The following is a 15784-nucleotide window of genomic DNA, read 5'->3' on the forward strand; positions in this document are numbered from 1 at the left end:
CGCCCATCGCGGATGGTGAAGTGAAGGCGGCGGAGATGACTCAGCCGCCTTCGGATGTCTTACTTTACGACGTAAGGCAGCAGGCCGAGGAAACGGGCACGCTTGATCGCCTGGGCGAGTTCGCGCTGCTTCTTCTGGCTGACGGCCGTGATACGGGAAGGAACGATCTTGCCGCGTTCGGAAATGTAGCGCGACAGGAGCTTGATGTCCTTGTAGTCGATCTTCGGCGCATTGGCACCCGAGAACGGGCAGGTCTTGCGACGGCGATGGAAAGGACGACGGGTCGGGATCTGATTGATATCAACCATTATTCTGCTCCTTCACCGGCTTCATTGTCACGCGGACGGCGTGGACGGCGCGGACGGTCGTCGTCGCGGCCGCCGAACTTGTTGTCGTCACGGTCACGGCGATCGTCACGGCGTGCGAGCATGGCCGACTGGCCTTCCTCGTGCTCATCAACGCGGATCGTCATGAAACGCAGGACGTCTTCATTGATGCGCTGCTGGCGCTCTAGCTCGGCAACAGCTGCTGCTGGAGCAGTGATGTTGATTAGCGAGTAATACGCCTTGCGGTTCTTGTTGATACGATAGGTGAGGGCACGAAGTCCCCAGCTTTCGATGCGCCCGACTGATCCGCCATTAGCTTCGATGATGCCCTTGTACTGTTCTACAAGCGCATCAACCTGCTGCTGCGAAATGTCCTGTCGGGCAAGGAACACATGTTCATAAAGAGCCATTGTCTTTGCCTTTCTTCGATAATATTGCCCGGTATCAACGGTAAACCTCTGCGAATCTCTCTGCCGGATGACCGGGGAAGAAAGGACGCTGATGGAGACGATCGAGAGCGGAGACACGGGAGGCTGAAGCATTACGCTTCGACGGACTTACATCCGGCCCTCCGTTCAGCCCCCAGCTGACGCCGAGCAATGAACGGGCGGCTTATACGGGCAAACTCTAAAAGAAGCAAGCTGGCCGCGGCATTTTATTGGATGGTGGCAATTCAGGCAAAGATGAGTTTCTTCGATGGAGTAGCGATATCCCGTCCGAGCTCGCTGGCTGTCTCTATCCAGGCCTCAATGGCATCATATACAGGTTTTGATGGGTCTCTTAAAAGGGATGGTTGGAATCTCGCACTGCGATGTATGGGCGATTGTGTAGTGTGAGCTTCCGGCCCGGGACCTCTCGCAAGTAATATCGAATTCTCTACACAACGCCTGAATATCTTGTATGCGCCAATAATCCTTGGGATTCCGGCGCGTCTGCTCAAAACGTCTACCAATCGAATATCCAAACCCACAGGCCTGGATCATCAAGAGGAAGTCTTGGGCAACCGTCAATCTATCACTTAGCCTAACATCGAGCTTGCATCAAAGCTTGACTTCGCGCTTGGCTGTAGGCACACCGCGCGGCAGATTGGCATATATATAAGCAACGATCGAAGGGAGCCCCGATGTCCATTGCATTCACATTTCCAGGCCAGGGAAGTCAGGCCGTTGGCATGGGCAAGGCATTGGCCGAAAACTTCGCCGAGGCCAGGGCGGTCTTTGACGAAGTGGACGATGCACTTGGTGAAAAGCTATCTTCGATCATCTGGGAGGGGCCGGAGGAAACCTTGACCCTCACGGCCAACGCCCAGCCCGCGCTGATGGCGGTGTCCATTGCCGTGATCCGTGTTCTGGAAGCCAAGGGTATTTGGTTAAAGGACAAGGTCTCCTACGTCGCAGGCCATTCGCTTGGCGAATACTCGGCCCTGTGCGCGGCAGGAACGTTCTCGCTTTCCGATACGGCGCGGCTGCTGCGTATTCGCGGTAATGCCATGCAGAAGGCAGTCCCTGCCGGCAAGGGAGCGATGGCAGCCATCATCGGCCTAGAGCACGAGGATGTTGAAGCCATCTGCGCCGAAGCGTCAGAGCAGGGACCTGTCCAGATCGCCAATGATAATGGCGGTGGTCAGCTGGTCATTTCCGGTTCGAAAGATGCGGTCGAGGCGGCCGCCGCGCTTGCATCGGCCAAGGGTGCCAAGCGTGCTCTGATGTTGCCTGTCTCCGCTCCATTCCATTCTGCATTGATGGAGCCTGCCGCAGAGGCCATGCGCGAGGCCCTTGCTCAGGTCACAAAAAACGATCCCGTCGTTCCGCTCATTGCCAATGTGCGTGCGGCCCCGGTCAAATCCGCGGATGAAATCGCGGCTCTGCTGGTCGAGCAGGTGACGGGGCAGGTGCGCTGGCGCGAGACGGTACAGTGGTTTGGCGAGAACGGGGTGACCACGCTTTATGAAATCGGGGCCGGCAAGGTACTGACTGGCCTCGCACGCCGTATTAACAAGGACATTTCCGGTGTCGCAATTGGCACTCCGGAGGATATCGACGCGGCTCTGGCTGCCCTGAACGCTTGAAAGGAACGCGTAATGTTTGATCTCACAGGCCGCAAGGCTCTTGTCACCGGTGCGACAGGTGGTATTGGCGAGGCCATTGCCAGAGCGCTGCACGCGCAGGGCGCCATTGTTGGTCTGCATGGCACGCGCGTCGAAAAGCTCGAGGCCCTTGCAACCGAACTCGGCGACCGCGTGAAGATTTTTCCGGCCAACCTTTCCAATAGGGATGAGGTCAAGGCGTTGGGCGAGAAGGCAGAGGCTGATCTCGAGGGCGTTGAGATCCTCGTGAACAATGCCGGCATTACCAAGGACGGCCTCTTTGTCCGCATGAGTGATGCGGATTGGGACAGTGTGCTGGAGGTCAATCTGACCGCAGTTTTCCGGCTTACCCGCGAACTCACCCACCCAATGATGCGCCGGCGCTATGGCCGTATCATCAATGTCACTTCGGTGGTGGGTGTAACCGGGAATCCTGGACAGACAAATTATGTGGCCTCGAAGGCTGGCCTGATCGGCTTTTCCAAATCGCTGGCGCAGGAGATCGCCAGCCGCAACGTCACGGTCAACTGCGTGGCGCCTGGATTTATCGAATCGGCCATGACCGACAAGCTCAATGACAAGCAGAAGGAAGCCATCATGGCCGCCATTCCTATGCGCCGCATGGGCACGGGAGCGGAAGTCGCTTCGTCGGTTATTTATCTGGCTAGCAGTGAGGCGGCCTATGTCACGGGCCAGACAATTCATGTCAATGGTGGCATGGCCATGATCTGACCCGGCCTGCGCGTTTCAGGCCGAAGGTATCGGTGGGTATCCGCCCCAATCACATTTATGAGATTGAGGCCATGAATAAAGCGTGATAAGTCGCGCACCAGTCTGGGCAATCAAACCGATTTGATGCCCTTTCAATTCCGCAAGGAAAGAACCGCAAGGAATGGCTGTTTTAGCTGCTGAACAGGGTGAAACAACCATCTTATTGCTTGATTAGAGTCATCCGTGCCGCTAACCAAGGCATAGGAAAAACAAACAGGTTGAGGTTTCCACATGAGTGATACTGCAGAACGCGTCAAGAAAATCGTTATTGAGCATCTGGGCGTCGATGCCGAGAAAGTCACCGATGGTGCGAGCTTCATCGACGATCTGGGCGCAGACAGCCTCGATACTGTCGAGCTCGTGATGGCTTTCGAAGAAGAGTTCGGCGTTGAAATCCCGGACGATGCTGCTGAGACCATTCTGACAGTCGGCGATGCCGTCAAGTTTATCGACAAAGCATCTGCCTGATTTTCGTTCGGCTCGCCATCGCATGGATCGTGATATAAGGTGTTGTGCCTTGCTCGTTCATGCATGGGGCCGGAAACAATCATGTTGCGTATGACATTGAAGGATCGGCCATGAGGCGTGTTGTCATAACCGGCCTTGGGCTGGTGTCTCCTCTCGCATCCGGCGTTGAAGCCAGCTGGTCGCGGCTCCTTGCCGGCCAGAGCGGTGCCCGGCGGGTAACTGAATTTGAAGTCGACGATCTGCCTTGCAAGATTGCCTGCCGGATTCCGGTTGGCGATGGCACGGATGGAACATTCAATCCGGATGATTGGATGGAGCCGAAAGAGCAGCGCAAGGTTGATCCCTTCATCATCTATGCAGTCGCGGCGGCCGACCAGGCGCTCGCCGACGCCAAATGGGCGCCGGAGAGCGACGAGGATCAGATTCGCACCGGTGTTCTCATTGGATCGGGAATAGGTGGTCTCGAAGGCATTGTCGAAGCGGGTTATACCCTGCGCGACAAGGGCCCGCGTCGCATCTCTCCCTTCTTCATCCCGGGTCGTCTGATCAATCTGGCGTCGGGCCATGTTTCCATCAAGCACAAGCTTCGCGGCCCCAATCATGCTGTTGTAACAGCATGCTCGACAGGGGCACATGCCATCGGCGACGCGTCGCGTTTGATTGCTTTCGGTGATGCCGACGTCATGGTTGCTGGCGGGACGGAATCACCGGTCAGCCGTATTTCCCTTGCCGGTTTTGCTGCCTGCAAGGCCTTGTCCACATCGCGCAATGATGACCCCACGACGGCTTCCCGTCCGTATGACGACGACCGGGACGGTTTTGTCATGGGCGAGGGCGCCGGTGTGGTCGTACTCGAAGAACTCGAGCACGCCCTTGCTCGTGGCGCGAGAATTTATGCGGAAGTGATCGGCTATGGCCTGTCGGGTGACGCTTTCCACATCACCGCACCTTCCGAGGATGGCGAGGGCGCCCAGCGCTGCATGGAAATGGCATTGAAGCGTGCCGGTATTACGCCGGACGACATCGATTACATCAATTCGCACGGCACCTCGACGATGGCCGATACCATCGAACTCGGTGCCGTCGAACGGGTCGTTGGCGATGCGGCATCCAAAATATCGATGTCATCGACCAAATCTTCGATCGGTCACCTTCTCGGTGCAGCCGGTTCGACCGAAGCTGTTTTCTGTGCTCTGGCGATCCGCGACAATATCGCGCCAGCAACGATCAATCTGGATAAGCCGTCCAGGGAAACCAAGATCGATCTGGTTCCGCACAAGCCGCGCGAACGCAAGATCGATATTGCGCTGTCCAATTCCTTTGGATTTGGCGGTACAAATGCCTCGCTGGTTCTTCGGCGTTATCAACAGTGATTGTTGCATTGGCGTCAGCGCTTTCGCGCTTTCGCCATATTCGCAATCGATTCTACCGGCTGGATGCTATTCTAGCCGGTTAACATGTCCGAGGTGCTTGCGTGAGTTCAGATCAGCCGTCTGAAGAGACAAACGGTTCAGCCACGGCCAACGTGCCGGAGCGCAAGCCGATTGTGCCGCAATCGGCTTCGGAAGCGCTGCGTCCAGAGCCTGGAACGCCGCCGCCGGCGCCCAAAAAGCGCTCGCGTGGCGCCCGCAGTCAGATCGTTGTTTTTGCAAACTTCATGTTGTCGCTGGTCGTGCTCGTGGTCATTGCGGCTGCCGCCGCGGTGTATTTCGGCAAGCTTGCCTTCAACGAACCGGGACCCACAGAAGTCGCGACCAATTATGTGGTCAGGAGCGGCACTGGCATCACGGAGATCGCGGACGGTCTAGAGCGCCGCGGCATCATTTCTGATGCGCGCATCTTCATGTATGGCGTGAAGGCCTATGGCTATCAGGGCGACATGAAAGCCGGAGAGTACGAGATCAAGGCGGGGGCCTCCATGCGTGACGTCATGGACCTTTTGCGCAGTGGCAAGTCGGTCCTTCATTCGCTTACCATTCCTGAAGGCCTGACGGTCGAGCAGATATTCCAGCGTGTTCAAGAGGACGACGTCCTGGTGGGAGACCTCCCGGCAGTCATGCCAAGTGAAGGCTCGCTCTTTGCAAATACATTGCGTTTCTCGCGCGGTACGACGCGTGAGGAGCTGGTAAAGAAGATGCAATCGGATCAGAAGAAACTGGTTGAGGATATATGGGAGCGCCGCGACCCCAATATTCCACTCAAGACAATCGAAGAGTTCATCACGCTTGCATCCATCGTCGAGAAGGAAACAGGGAAAGCCGACGAGCGGCCCCGCGTTGCTGCCGTCTTTATCAATCGGCTAAACAAGAAGATGCGCTTGCAATCGGATCCAACAATCATTTACGGCCTCTTCGGCGGCAAGGGAAAGCCGTCGGACCGACCGATCCTTAAATCGGATCTGGAGAAGCCGACTCCGTATAATACCTATACGGTCAATGGCCTGCCGCCAGGCCCGATCGCAAATCCTGGCCGCGACGCACTGGAAGCCGTCGCCCATCCCTCGCAGACCAAGGATCTTTACTTCGTCGCCGATGGTACTGGCGGGCACGTATTTGCCGAGACGCTTGAAGAACACAATGATAATGTGAGGCGCTGGCGCGAGGTGGAAAAAAACCGCTTGGATGAAGCTGCCAAGGCAGCGACCGGTGATAAAAACGCATCTCCGGACGCGGACAGCGGCAACTAGAGCGAGGGGCCTGATTGCAATCGGGCCCTTATCGTAGGGGGAAATATGTCGTTGCAAAGCATGACGGGGTTCGCCCGTCACCTCCGGAACAGTGCCGGGGCGCAAATCTCGTGGGAAATCAAATCTGTCAACGGCAAGGGACTAGATGTGCGGTTTCGCCTTCCCGCAGGCTTCGAGGCAGTCGAGCCGAAGGCTCGAGCGCTGTTCAACGAGCATTTCAAGCGAGGTAATTTCCAGGCGGCTCTGTCAGTCGACCTCAGTGCTGGTGCTGCCAAGGCGACGATCAATCAGCCTCTCCTGAAGGAATTGGCGGCCATCGCAGCACATTTGCGCGAGGAATATGGGCTTGCGGCCTCGACGCCGGAAGGGCTGATGGCCCTTCGTGGTGTCATGGAGACTCCGCAGGAGGTTACGGCGCCGGAGCATCAGGTCGAGCTCGAACGTGCTATCCTCGGTATTCTAGATGAGACGCTGATTCAGTTGGCACACAACCGTCAGGCCGAGGGCAGGGCGCTTGGCGAGATACTGACGGTACAGATTGCTGCAATAGAAATGCTGGTGGAACAGGCTAAGCTCGACCCCAGCCGGTCAATTGAAGCCATTCGTGCTCGGCTGGCCGCACAGGTTGCCCTGCTGCTTGATGCTGCTCCAGCGCTTGATGAAGCCCGATTGCATATGGAAGCGGCGTTTCTGGCCACGAAAGCCGATATTCAGGAAGAGCTCGATCGTCTGGAAATGCATATTGCCGCCGCGCGGACCCTTCTCAGGGAAGGGAACGGCGTTGGCCGCAAGCTTGATTTCCTGACCCAGGAATTCAACCGCGAGGCGAATACGCTCTGCTCGAAGGCCAATGCTGCATCCATAACGTCAATCGGGCTTGACCTGAAAGCTGTTGTGGATCAATTGCGCGAGCAGATTCAGAATTTGGAGTAGCCATGCCCAACAGCATCAAAAGACGCGGTCTCATGCTCGTCCTGTCGTCGCCATCAGGAGCCGGGAAGTCGACGCTTGCCCGAATGCTGCTTACCGACAAGGAGAAGCTCGAGCTGGCGCTTTCGATCAGCGTGACCACACGTGCGCGCCGGCCTAGTGAAATCGACGGGGTTCATTATCACTTCATCACAACGCGCGAGTTTGAACGGCTGCGTGACAGTGACGAACTGATTGAATGGGCAGAGGTGCATGGCAATTTTTACGGCACGCCGCGCGAAGCCGCAGAAAATGCGCTCGCCGACGGGCAGGACATGCTTTTCGACATTGACTGGCAGGGTGCATTGCAGCTGCAGGACAAGATGAAGGGCGACGTCGTCAGCATCTTCATCCTGCCTCCCTCCATGGCCGACCTCAAACTGCGGCTCCATCGGCGCGCGGAAGACACTGAAGAAGTGATAGACATGCGTTTGCGCAATGCGCGCAACGAGATCGAGCGTTGGCGTTCCTATGACTATGTCATCGTCAACGAAGATCTCAACCGCGCCTATCATCAGGTCCAGTCGATCGTGACCGCAGAGCGCCTGCGGCGTGACCGTTGCCCAGGACTCTTCGATTTCGTCAGCGGTCTGCTCGATGAAAAGCTGGATTAAGCTTACTGTCCCTAGCCTCACACAGCATTGGCAAGCGCGACGAACTCTTCGATTGAAAGAGTTTCGGCGCGGCGCGTCGGATCAATTCCTACTTTTACGAGCAAGCCTTCGCCGCCCAGCGATTTGATGCTTTGGCGCAGCATTTTGCGCCGCTGGCCGAATGCCGCCTGCGTAACTCTTCCCAGCGTCGCCGCGTCGCACGGCAGCGGCGCATTTCGGGGAATGAGATGGACCACGGACGACGTCACTTTTGGTGGCGGCGTGAAAGCCTGCGGGGGGACATCGAACGTAATCCTTGCTTCGGTTCGCCAGCCCGACAGAACTCCGAGACGACCATAGGCCTCGGATCCGGGGCGCGCGACGATCCGTTCCGCCACTTCGCGCTGAAACATGAGCGTCAGCGACTCGTAGAATGGCGGCCAGGGCTCGCTTAACAACCATCCGATCAGTAGCTGGGTGCCGACATTGTAGGGCAGATTGGCGATGATCTTCACCTTGTCGCCGGCCGCAAGCGTAGCGAAATCAGCGTCAAGTGCGTCCCCGGCGATGACCCGAAGACGTCCGGGATAATGGCCGGATATTTCCTCAAGTGCCGCCAGACAACGCTCATCGCGCTCGATCGCAATGACGTTGGCGCCTTGCGCCAGAAGGGCGCGCGTGAGACCGCCTGGCCCGGGTCCAACCTCGATGACGGTTTTTCCTTCGAGGTCGCCGGCTTGCCGCGCGATCTTCGCCGTTAGATTGAGATCGAGCAGGAAGTTCTGGCCAAGTGATTTCTTGGCCATCAGATCATGGCGATCAATCACTTCTCGCAGCGGGGGAAGGCTGTCTATGCTCATGCCGCAGGGCGCTGCTTGTGCACATTGTGCATTGCCATTTTGTCGGCTAGGCGCAAGGCAGCTATCAGGCTGTCCGGCTTTGCCTTTCCAGTCGCGGCAATGTCGAATGCCGTACCATGATCCGGAGATGTACGCACAAATGGTAAGCCGAGCGTGACATTGACGCTGTCATCAAAACCGAGCGTTTTAACGGGGATCAACGCCTGATCATGATACATGCAGATCGCAGTATCATAGGTGGCTCGCGCTGCTGCGTGGAACATGGTGTCGGCAGGGAGCGGCCCGCGCGCATCAATGCCTTCTGCCTGCAATGTTTCGACCGCCGGACGCACAATATTCTCGTCTTCATCGCCCATACTGCCCCCTTCGCCTGCATGGGGATTGAGCCCGGCAATGGCTAGTCGCGGATTGGCGATTCCGAACTGATCCTTCAATGCAGCCGACGTGATCCGCGCAACGGAGAGTATGTTCGCGATATCAAGCGCGGCCGGAACCTTGCTCAATGGGATGTGGATCGTGACCGGAACAGCCCGGAGCAGCGGCCCGGCCAGCATCATGACCGGCGTCACCTTGTGTCCAAGGCGCTGGCCCGCAAGATGCGCCAGAAACTCAGTATGTCCGGGGAAGTCAAAGCCGGCCTCATAGAGTGCTTTCTTGGCGATCGGACAGGTAACGACCGCGCGTGCTCGCCCGGCAAGCGTCAGTGCGACGGCCTGCTCGATGGCCTCGATCGTTGCCGGCGCATTGCCTGCAAGGGGGACGCCGGGATGGTCCGTTTGCCGATTCTTGAGGGGTACGACCGGCAAGGCCCGTTCAAAAACATGGCCCGCTTCTTCCGGTGTCGTGATTTCAATGGGACAATTCTGGCCGAGCCGAATTGCGCGCGCGGCCAGGAACTCGGGATCGGCGAGAACAAAAAAGGCTGGTATCTGGTGTTTTTCTCGCAATGTCCACGCCGAGATTGCGATGTCTGGCCCAATTCCGGATGGTTCACCAGAACTGACGGCAAGTGTGGAAGTCATGTGAAGGCGATCCCATCATTGGCACTATTGGTTGACGATGGTCGCCTTCTTGCGCAATTCATCAAGGTATTTCCTGTCGACGGCCTGAGCGGTTGCATCCTGCTTGCCATCGGCCGATGCCGCGGCATCTTCCTGGGAAAACACCATGCGAGCGACACGGTCGTCAGATACCTGTCGGGTGGCGCAGATGCCGAGAAACTCAACACCTTTGTCGGTATCCTGAATTGCCGTTGCCTGGCCAACCGGTGTGGACGTGACCTGCTTGGTCCACTCTGGCGGCAGTTCCTGCTCGATGAATTTGCCGAGATCGCGCACCGTGACGTCCAGCGTGCCCTTGGCGATATCGCGTGTTGTGTTGCACCCGCTGAACCGCGCCCGCATGGCGCTGGCTTCGCTGCGCCGCTTCGGAAGGATGCCCCGATTGTTGGCTGGAACGACGAATATTACCTGCTGCAATTGATACTCGGTGGAAACCGGCTTCTTGCCGCCGTCCTTGAGCATGCGTTGCACGGCTTCCTGTTCGCTGATCTTGTTGCCGCCCTGTGCTCGATTACGAGTCGAAAGAGCACGGCCCCAGCTCATCTGGATGCGGATATATTCCTTGAAGTGTCCGGGTGTGACCCCGGCCTTGTCCAAAACGCCCGTAAGCTGATCCTGGGTCATCTTGTTGTTCGTGGCAAAGCGCGCAAAGGCGTCGTTCACGTCAGTGTCCGAAACCATCATGTTGAGACGCTTCAGTTCCTGGCGTTTCAACGCCTCGTCTGTCAGCTCGTCACGCGCTTCCTGGGTGAGATTACCCTTCTTTCGCTGCAGCTTGAGAAAGGCTGCGCGCCTGGAAATATCGTAATCGGTAATAGGTGCGCCATTGACGACAATCTTGATCTCACTGGCTGCAGCCGGGAGAGATACGCCGACTGTGAGTGGAGAAATCAATGCGGTAGCAATTGCCGCTGCAAGAATGTGCTTCCTCACCATCATTGTTCACTGATTCCGATCGTATACCATTCCTGACGAATGGGTTTGCATTGTTGTTGCGTGTTCATTCCCACTTTATTGTCGCTTTACTAAGGCAAAAGCATGACTGGCCGCAAGTGCGGCCAGTTCAGACAAAGTGATTAGATCCCGCCAATGTCGACCGGCTTGCCGATCTCCCAAAGCGTCCGGAATGAAATATTGAAACCCCAGGTGGTCGTCTGGTCGCCCTGGCTACCGTCCGCGGTAACCGGCTCGTCCTGAGTATAATACATCATGTAGGTAAAGCACTCGTCATCATAGGCGAGGGCGGCGGTGCGCTTTACGAGAGTATCCGAAACGATATCATAGGTGCCTGACCCGAGAACACGCCAGTTCGGTGTGAGTTTTGCCGAACCGCCAACGGTGACCTCATGTCGGTCATTCTCGAAACCATATGTGGGCTGCTGGTCGATGAACGCGTACTTCACGAACATTGAGCCATATTGGCCGACCGTCGTGGTTGCCACTTCAGCGCGGCGTACTTCGAAAGATTCCTTGTCGAAACGGCCGCCCGTGGTGAGGTTGAAGGCGCCCTTGCTTACGCCCATCATGGCAACATAATCGGAACGCGACGACTCAAGTCCTGATTCAGCACCCGCATTGACAAAATCATCCGTCGCGAATGAGTTCAGGCCACCCAGCTGGAAGGACTGGCCAGCGACGCCACTAAGCGACCAGCCATTGTTGAATGTTCCCGAATAGCGAACGCCCAAATTTGCGCGAGTGCCACCCTCGACCCGGTCATAACCGGAGAACTTGTCGCGATCAAACAGGCTCGATGCATCAAACACGAAGCTTTGTGCATCTTCGTTCGGCATATCGCCGGCGTAGGGCTCATTGTTGCGCACGAAAAGTTGGGCGGTCGGTTCAAGAACGTGAGTCGAACTGGTACTCGAGAACAGAATTGGCCATCGCGCCTCAAGCCCGGCGGTCGCCATGGCGCGGAAGGCCTCGGAACGCGTCACGCCCACTGAATCGGAGTCGACATACATGCCGTCGCCTCGCAGGGCGAGGAGGGGCGTTATTACGAGACCGTTATCCGAGATGAAGGTCCGTTTCCACTCCGCCTCGGCGGTAATACGGCCATCATTCCCTTCGACGCCCGAAAGATAGCCACTGCGTGCCATGCCGATTGGCGTTGTGCCGTCCTCCCGATCGCGGTGCAAAGCCTGCAGGTTGACATCGAAATTGAGCTCGCCGCCAGCTACCGACTGGGTCGGTGTGTAGGCATAATCCAGACTCGGCAAGACCCATGGCTGCTTGGGCTGCGAAGCGTTGGGATTCGAATTGAACCAGCTTTCCTGAACCAGGAACTGATATAATCTCAGGTCAAAATAGTTCCGGCCGTTCAGACCGGTCAAATAGGCCTGGTTTGTAATATTGTAGCTATCGTAGCCCTCTATACCGTAGCGGTAGGCAAAGGCCTTGTCCGACGGCACCATGACGTTCCAGCCATATGTCCAGCGCGGATTGATCTGGAACGCACCGGTCGTTCCGACCATACTGCGCATCGTGCTGCCACGATCAAGCTGGTCTTCACTGTCAAATTCGCGGCGGTCAAGCTGGTTTATCCCCGCAAGCTTGATGGTGTATGCACCATTGGTCAGCCGATGACGCCATTCCGCTTCACCGAGAAAACCCTGCTTGGAGTAGTACGTGCCTGTCGTGGTCAGGTCGTAATTCGGGGCAAGCGCCCAGAAATATGGAACGCTGACACCATAGCCGAGTTCCGTCTCATAGCGGTAGCTCGGCATGAGGAAGCCGCTTTTGCGCTTGACGGTCGGATCGGCAATTTCAAAGGCCGGTAGGAATGCCAGCGGCATGCCGAACATCTCGAAGCGACCGCGCTCAAAGCGTATGGTCTTCTTCTGGCCATTCCAGACGATCTTCTGGGCACGCACCTGCCACAAGGGAGCCTTGTCGGGCTTGGAGCGGCATGGCTCACAGGCAGTGTAGATACCATTGTTGAACGTCGTCAGCTCGCCGCCGACACGTTCGGCGCTCTCGGCAGCAAAGCGCGTATTGTCCGCAGCTTCGACGCGCAAGGCGTTGACGAATCCTTCCCGAAAATCATCGGTAATGTCCAGATTGTCGGCATAGATGCGGTTGCCATCCTTTTCGACAATTTCCACTTTGCCCATGGCCTTGAGACGACCCGTATTCTGATCGTAGGTAACCTGGCGGGCGACAAGCCGGTTCCCGTCATAATCTATCTGCACGCCGCCAACGGCGGAGATGGTCTTGGCATTGATGTCGTAAATAAGCTCGTCCGACTCCAGCAGCATTTGAGCGTTTGGATTCGTCTCGAAATTACCAACGAGAGCATCGCTGGTCTGGGCATAGGCTGGGAGCGAAATCCCGCCCACAAGGCATAGCAGCGCCGTCCCGCACGCAAGTCGTGCAGACCACGTCGGCAACACCGAGCGCGTCAAATTCAGTCCCACTCTAACCATCCTCCTTGTGCAACAGAAAGGAGACCCCAAAAAATGTTGCAATCAGCACAGGTGTCCATGCGGCAATGAATGGCGGGACGAATCCCGCATTGCCAAATGCCTTGACCACAACAGTGACGACATAAAGCACGAAGCCCGCGAGGACGCCACCCAGAATCATCGTGCCAGATTGTCCGAAGCGGACAAATTTCAACGAAACGGTTGCGGCGATCAAAGTCATCGCCATCAGAAGCGCCGGCAAAGCCAGTAAAGACTGGAAATGCATGTCAAAAGCATTGGCCGGATAGCCAAAAGAACGAGCTGCGGCAATTTTGTTACGCAGCTCAAAAAAAGGAATCGTCTCGGGCCGTGCAAGGCTTTCTTCAACGAATTCAGGGCGAAGATGAGTCGGGACACGCACTTCGCTGAGCGAAACCGGTTTCTCGCCAAGCACGAATTTCGTCACGTCGGTCAGCTGCCAGAACCCGTTGTCGAGGTCAGCGGATTTGGCATCCAGCCGTTCCAGAACATCCTGATTCTGGTCCAGGCGAATGAACGTGGCATCAACGAGACGCAGGCCACGGTTGACGATCGTCTTGGCGCCAATGATGGTCTCGCCATCCTCGGTTTTCTGGCGCAGCCAGGGCACGCGCTCGGCCTGCACATCATTGGATTTTCCGGCCCGCCAGCTGGCCGTTATCTGCTCGCTTCGCTCAAATCCCCAAGCGGCAAGCGGATTGACAACCAGCACCGCGACGATACCGAACAGGAAGGCACCCGCACAGGCAGGCAGGAGAAACTGCCAGGCCGAAACGCCGACTGACCGCGCTACGACCAGCTCATACTTCCGGTTGAGGGAAATCAGCGTTGCCATCGCCGCAAACAGGGCGATGAAGGGGAACACCTGCTGCATGATCGAGGGTATGCGCATCGCAGACAGGCCAAAAGCCTGAATCGCCGAATAGTCCGGCAGGGATGACAGCTTGCCGGATAGTTCCGTGAAGTCGAGAATCAGCGCCAAGGCAAAGCTGCCCAACAGGAAATACGCCGTGATCTTCACATAGCGGAGGAAGAAATATCGTCCAAGCGTCCAGCCAATCATCATCTGCGACCTCCGCGCTTGCGTCCGAACCATTTCGTTCCGGCCCGGGCAACTGCCTCCTGCCGCGATTCGAAGGTGCGTCTGAACCAGCTGCTCCATTTCACCGGGACGCCAACCTGGCGGTTGGTCGCAAGCGCATAAATTGCCGAAAGGGCAGCGAGAATGGGTATGGCAAAGAGCAGTGGCAGCAAGGAAGCATTTTTATCGGCGCCCTGTCCGGCCGAGTAACCAAGCCAGAAAACAATGAGGCACAGTGTGATGGCGCTGAACGATGCTGATATGCGCGCTTCGCGGTGCGATCGCGAATCTGCGGCCGCCGCCAGGGCGATGAGGGCAAAAACGATCGGATACATCCAGTCTGACAGGCGTTTATACAACTCCGCTTTATAGCGGAGCGGTCTCTGCTGATACTGCTTGTCGTTCGGATCCGGATTCCACAGATAGGCAAGCGGCCGGTCCTTGGGATAAATGCTGACTTCTTGGTCGTCCGATGAAAGGAACGATGCCAGATCAAGGGCATAGGTATTGAATTTTATGATCGATACATTGCCGGTCTGGACGTCACGGCGGTCAATCTCGCCATCCTTCATGACCAGTAGGCTTTGAGTCCCCGTCTCAACGACAAGCCCCTCTTTGGCGTAGATGATCAGGTCGGTCGTCTTGTCACGCGAGTCGGAGACGAACAGACCCCTGATCGCTCCATTGGCATCGCGGCTTTCGATCTGAAGATAGAGGTCGGTGTCAAGTTTCTTGAAGGTACCCTGCTGGACGACAAGATTGACCACGTCGGCTCGCGCCTCGGCGACCATCTGGCGCATGTTGGTCTGGGAGTAGGGAACAATGAAATTGGCGATGAGGAATGACGAGATGGAAATAATGATCGCGAAGATCATGACGGGACGGATAACCGTCGAGCGCGGCGCTCCGGCCGCATTGATGACGACGAGTTCCGAATCCTGATTCATCGTCGACAGGATTTGCGTGACAGCAATGACCAGCGCAAACGGCATAACGATGGGGAATGCATTGGGAAGCAGATTGGAACTGAACTTGAGGATATAGAAGAAGCTCTGCCCGCTGGTGGTCAGGAAATTAACGCGGGCGAGCACCTGAACAATCCATGTAATGCCCACCGCTGAAAGCAGCACGGCAAAAAACATGACGACGATCCGTCGCAAGATGTATATCTCAATCAGGCGCATGTCATGTTTCGCAAATGAGTTCCGCCACCTTGTTCGATTAGCCGACCGTTCATCGATGCCCAGGCATAAAGGGCATTATTTTGCCGCACTATGGGACGAACCCGTTACATGTTCAAAAAACCCGACATATGTTCACTCTAGTCAGGCTTGGCTAAAAATAGGCGAAGAAAGCTGGTTAACAAGGCCTTAGCCAACCCCTTCGTCATCAACCCCTCCATTCACCAGTTCTGGTGATTAGGAAAGTCACATTTTT

General features: G+C 56.7%; 15 protein-coding genes. 7 read left to right on the top strand and 8 right to left on the bottom strand.

From position 1 onward, the window contains the following. Positions 1-59: 59 nt before the first annotated feature. Positions 60-308 carry a 30S ribosomal protein S18 gene (gene rpsR, locus K9U38_RS10265; protein WP_027229803.1) on the bottom strand — a complete coding sequence of 83 codons (249 nt, stop codon included), beginning with the start codon at positions 306-308 and terminating at the stop codon, positions 60-62. Continuing rightward, on the bottom strand, positions 308-736 hold the full coding sequence (gene rpsF / locus K9U38_RS10270; protein ID WP_224494229.1) for a 30S ribosomal protein S6: 429 nt from the start codon (positions 734-736) through the stop codon (positions 308-310). Before rpsF ends, rpsR begins: the two co-directional genes overlap by 1 nt. A gap of 713 nt (positions 737-1449) precedes the next feature. On the opposite strand from rpsF, the gene fabD reads away from it, so the two are divergent. The 7 genes from fabD to gmk all read left to right on the top strand — a co-directional run bounded on the left by fabD (position 1450) and on the right by gmk (position 7920). Beyond that, positions 1450-2394 carry an ACP S-malonyltransferase gene (gene fabD, locus K9U38_RS10275; protein ID WP_224494230.1) on the top strand — a complete coding sequence of 315 codons (945 nt, stop codon included), beginning with the start codon at positions 1450-1452 and terminating at the stop codon, positions 2392-2394. A 12-nt stretch (positions 2395-2406) separates the two neighbouring features. Next, the gene (fabG, locus tag K9U38_RS10280) at positions 2407-3144 is read left to right on the top strand and encodes a 3-oxoacyl-[acyl-carrier-protein] reductase (RefSeq protein WP_224494231.1); all 738 of its coding nucleotides are present in this window, start codon (positions 2407-2409) and stop codon (positions 3142-3144) included. Positions 3145-3414: 270 nt separating this feature from the next. Next, positions 3415-3651, top strand: coding sequence for an acyl carrier protein (locus K9U38_RS10285; protein WP_091880344.1), 237 nt, complete (start codon positions 3415-3417; stop codon positions 3649-3651). A 110-nt stretch (positions 3652-3761) separates the two neighbouring features. Next, entirely contained in the window at positions 3762-5024 is a 1263-nt protein-coding gene (gene fabF, locus K9U38_RS10290) for a beta-ketoacyl-ACP synthase II (protein WP_224494232.1), read from the top strand. A gap of 101 nt (positions 5025-5125) precedes the next feature. Then, positions 5126-6337: an endolytic transglycosylase MltG gene (mltG, locus tag K9U38_RS10295; RefSeq protein WP_370631892.1), complete on the top strand. Its 1212-nt coding sequence runs from the start codon at positions 5126-5128 to the stop codon at positions 6335-6337. 45 nt (positions 6338-6382) lie between these two features. Continuing rightward, a complete protein-coding gene (locus K9U38_RS10300; protein ID WP_224494233.1) occupies positions 6383-7270 on the top strand; it encodes a YicC/YloC family endoribonuclease in 888 nt (295 codons plus the stop codon). Between the two features lie 32 nt (positions 7271-7302). After that, positions 7303-7920, top strand: a complete 618-nt coding sequence (gmk, locus tag K9U38_RS10305) for a guanylate kinase (RefSeq protein ID WP_224494369.1) — start codon at positions 7303-7305, stop codon at positions 7918-7920. Positions 7921-7937: 17 nt separating this feature from the next. Here gmk and rsmA read toward each other — a convergent pair whose 3' ends face one another. The 6 genes from rsmA to lptF form a co-directional block, all read right to left on the bottom strand. Then, positions 7938-8759 (bottom strand): 16S rRNA (adenine(1518)-N(6)/adenine(1519)-N(6))-dimethyltransferase RsmA, encoded by an 822-nt coding sequence (rsmA, locus tag K9U38_RS10310; RefSeq protein ID WP_224494234.1) that lies wholly within the window; start codon positions 8757-8759, stop codon positions 7938-7940. Beyond that, positions 8756-9781: a 4-hydroxythreonine-4-phosphate dehydrogenase PdxA gene (gene pdxA / locus K9U38_RS10315; protein WP_224494235.1), complete on the bottom strand. Its 1026-nt coding sequence runs from the start codon at positions 9779-9781 to the stop codon at positions 8756-8758. The genes rsmA and pdxA overlap by 4 nt, the downstream gene beginning before the upstream one ends. 24 nt (positions 9782-9805) lie before the next feature. Further along, entirely contained in the window at positions 9806-10759 is a 954-nt protein-coding gene (locus K9U38_RS10320) for a SurA N-terminal domain-containing protein (protein WP_224494236.1), read from the bottom strand. Between the two features lie 137 nt (positions 10760-10896). Next, positions 10897-13239 carry an LPS-assembly protein LptD gene (locus K9U38_RS10325; RefSeq protein ID WP_224494237.1) on the bottom strand — a complete coding sequence of 781 codons (2343 nt, stop codon included), beginning with the start codon at positions 13237-13239 and terminating at the stop codon, positions 10897-10899. Position 13240: 1 nt separating this feature from the next. Then, positions 13241-14329, bottom strand: a complete 1089-nt coding sequence (lptG, locus tag K9U38_RS10330; RefSeq protein WP_224494370.1) for an LPS export ABC transporter permease LptG — start codon at positions 14327-14329, stop codon at positions 13241-13243. Next, positions 14329-15531 carry an LPS export ABC transporter permease LptF gene (gene lptF / locus K9U38_RS10335; RefSeq protein ID WP_224494238.1) on the bottom strand — a complete coding sequence of 401 codons (1203 nt, stop codon included), beginning with the start codon at positions 15529-15531 and terminating at the stop codon, positions 14329-14331. The genes lptG and lptF overlap by 1 nt, the downstream gene beginning before the upstream one ends. Positions 15532-15784 lie beyond the last annotated feature (253 nt).

Origin of the sequence: Phyllobacterium lublinensis, from assembly GCF_020164435.1 — a bacterium.
Classification (GTDB): domain Bacteria; phylum Pseudomonadota; class Alphaproteobacteria; order Rhizobiales; family Rhizobiaceae; genus Phyllobacterium; species Phyllobacterium lublinensis.

What these genes read in the sequence shown, in the direction of transcription:
- rpsF (WP_224494229.1), bottom strand. Translation starts at nt 736, where the DNA reads ATGGCTCTTTATGAACATGTGTTCCTTGCCCGACAGGACATTTCGCAG.
- pdxA (WP_224494235.1), bottom strand. Translation starts at nt 9,781, where the DNA reads ATGACTTCCACACTTGCCGTCAGTTCTGGTGAACCATCCGGAATTGGG.
- K9U38_RS10285 (WP_091880344.1), top strand. Translation starts at nt 3,415, where the DNA reads ATGAGTGATACTGCAGAACGCGTCAAGAAAATCGTTATTGAGCATCTG.
- rpsR (WP_027229803.1), bottom strand. Translation starts at nt 308, where the DNA reads ATGGTTGATATCAATCAGATCCCGACCCGTCGTCCTTTCCATCGCCGT.
- lptF (WP_224494238.1), bottom strand. Translation starts at nt 15,531, where the DNA reads ATGCGCCTGATTGAGATATACATCTTGCGACGGATCGTCGTCATGTTT.
- fabG (WP_224494231.1), top strand. Translation starts at nt 2,407, where the DNA reads ATGTTTGATCTCACAGGCCGCAAGGCTCTTGTCACCGGTGCGACAGGT.
- K9U38_RS10320 (WP_224494236.1), bottom strand. Translation starts at nt 10,759, where the DNA reads ATGATGGTGAGGAAGCACATTCTTGCAGCGGCAATTGCTACCGCATTG.
- fabD (WP_224494230.1), top strand. Translation starts at nt 1,450, where the DNA reads ATGTCCATTGCATTCACATTTCCAGGCCAGGGAAGTCAGGCCGTTGGC.
- fabF (WP_224494232.1), top strand. Translation starts at nt 3,762, where the DNA reads ATGAGGCGTGTTGTCATAACCGGCCTTGGGCTGGTGTCTCCTCTCGCA.
- rsmA (WP_224494234.1), bottom strand. Translation starts at nt 8,759, where the DNA reads ATGAGCATAGACAGCCTTCCCCCGCTGCGAGAAGTGATTGATCGCCAT.
- gmk (WP_224494369.1), top strand. Translation starts at nt 7,303, where the DNA reads ATGCTCGTCCTGTCGTCGCCATCAGGAGCCGGGAAGTCGACGCTTGCC.
- lptG (WP_224494370.1), bottom strand. Translation starts at nt 14,329, where the DNA reads ATGATTGGCTGGACGCTTGGACGATATTTCTTCCTCCGCTATGTGAAG.
- K9U38_RS10300 (WP_224494233.1), top strand. Translation starts at nt 6,383, where the DNA reads ATGTCGTTGCAAAGCATGACGGGGTTCGCCCGTCACCTCCGGAACAGT.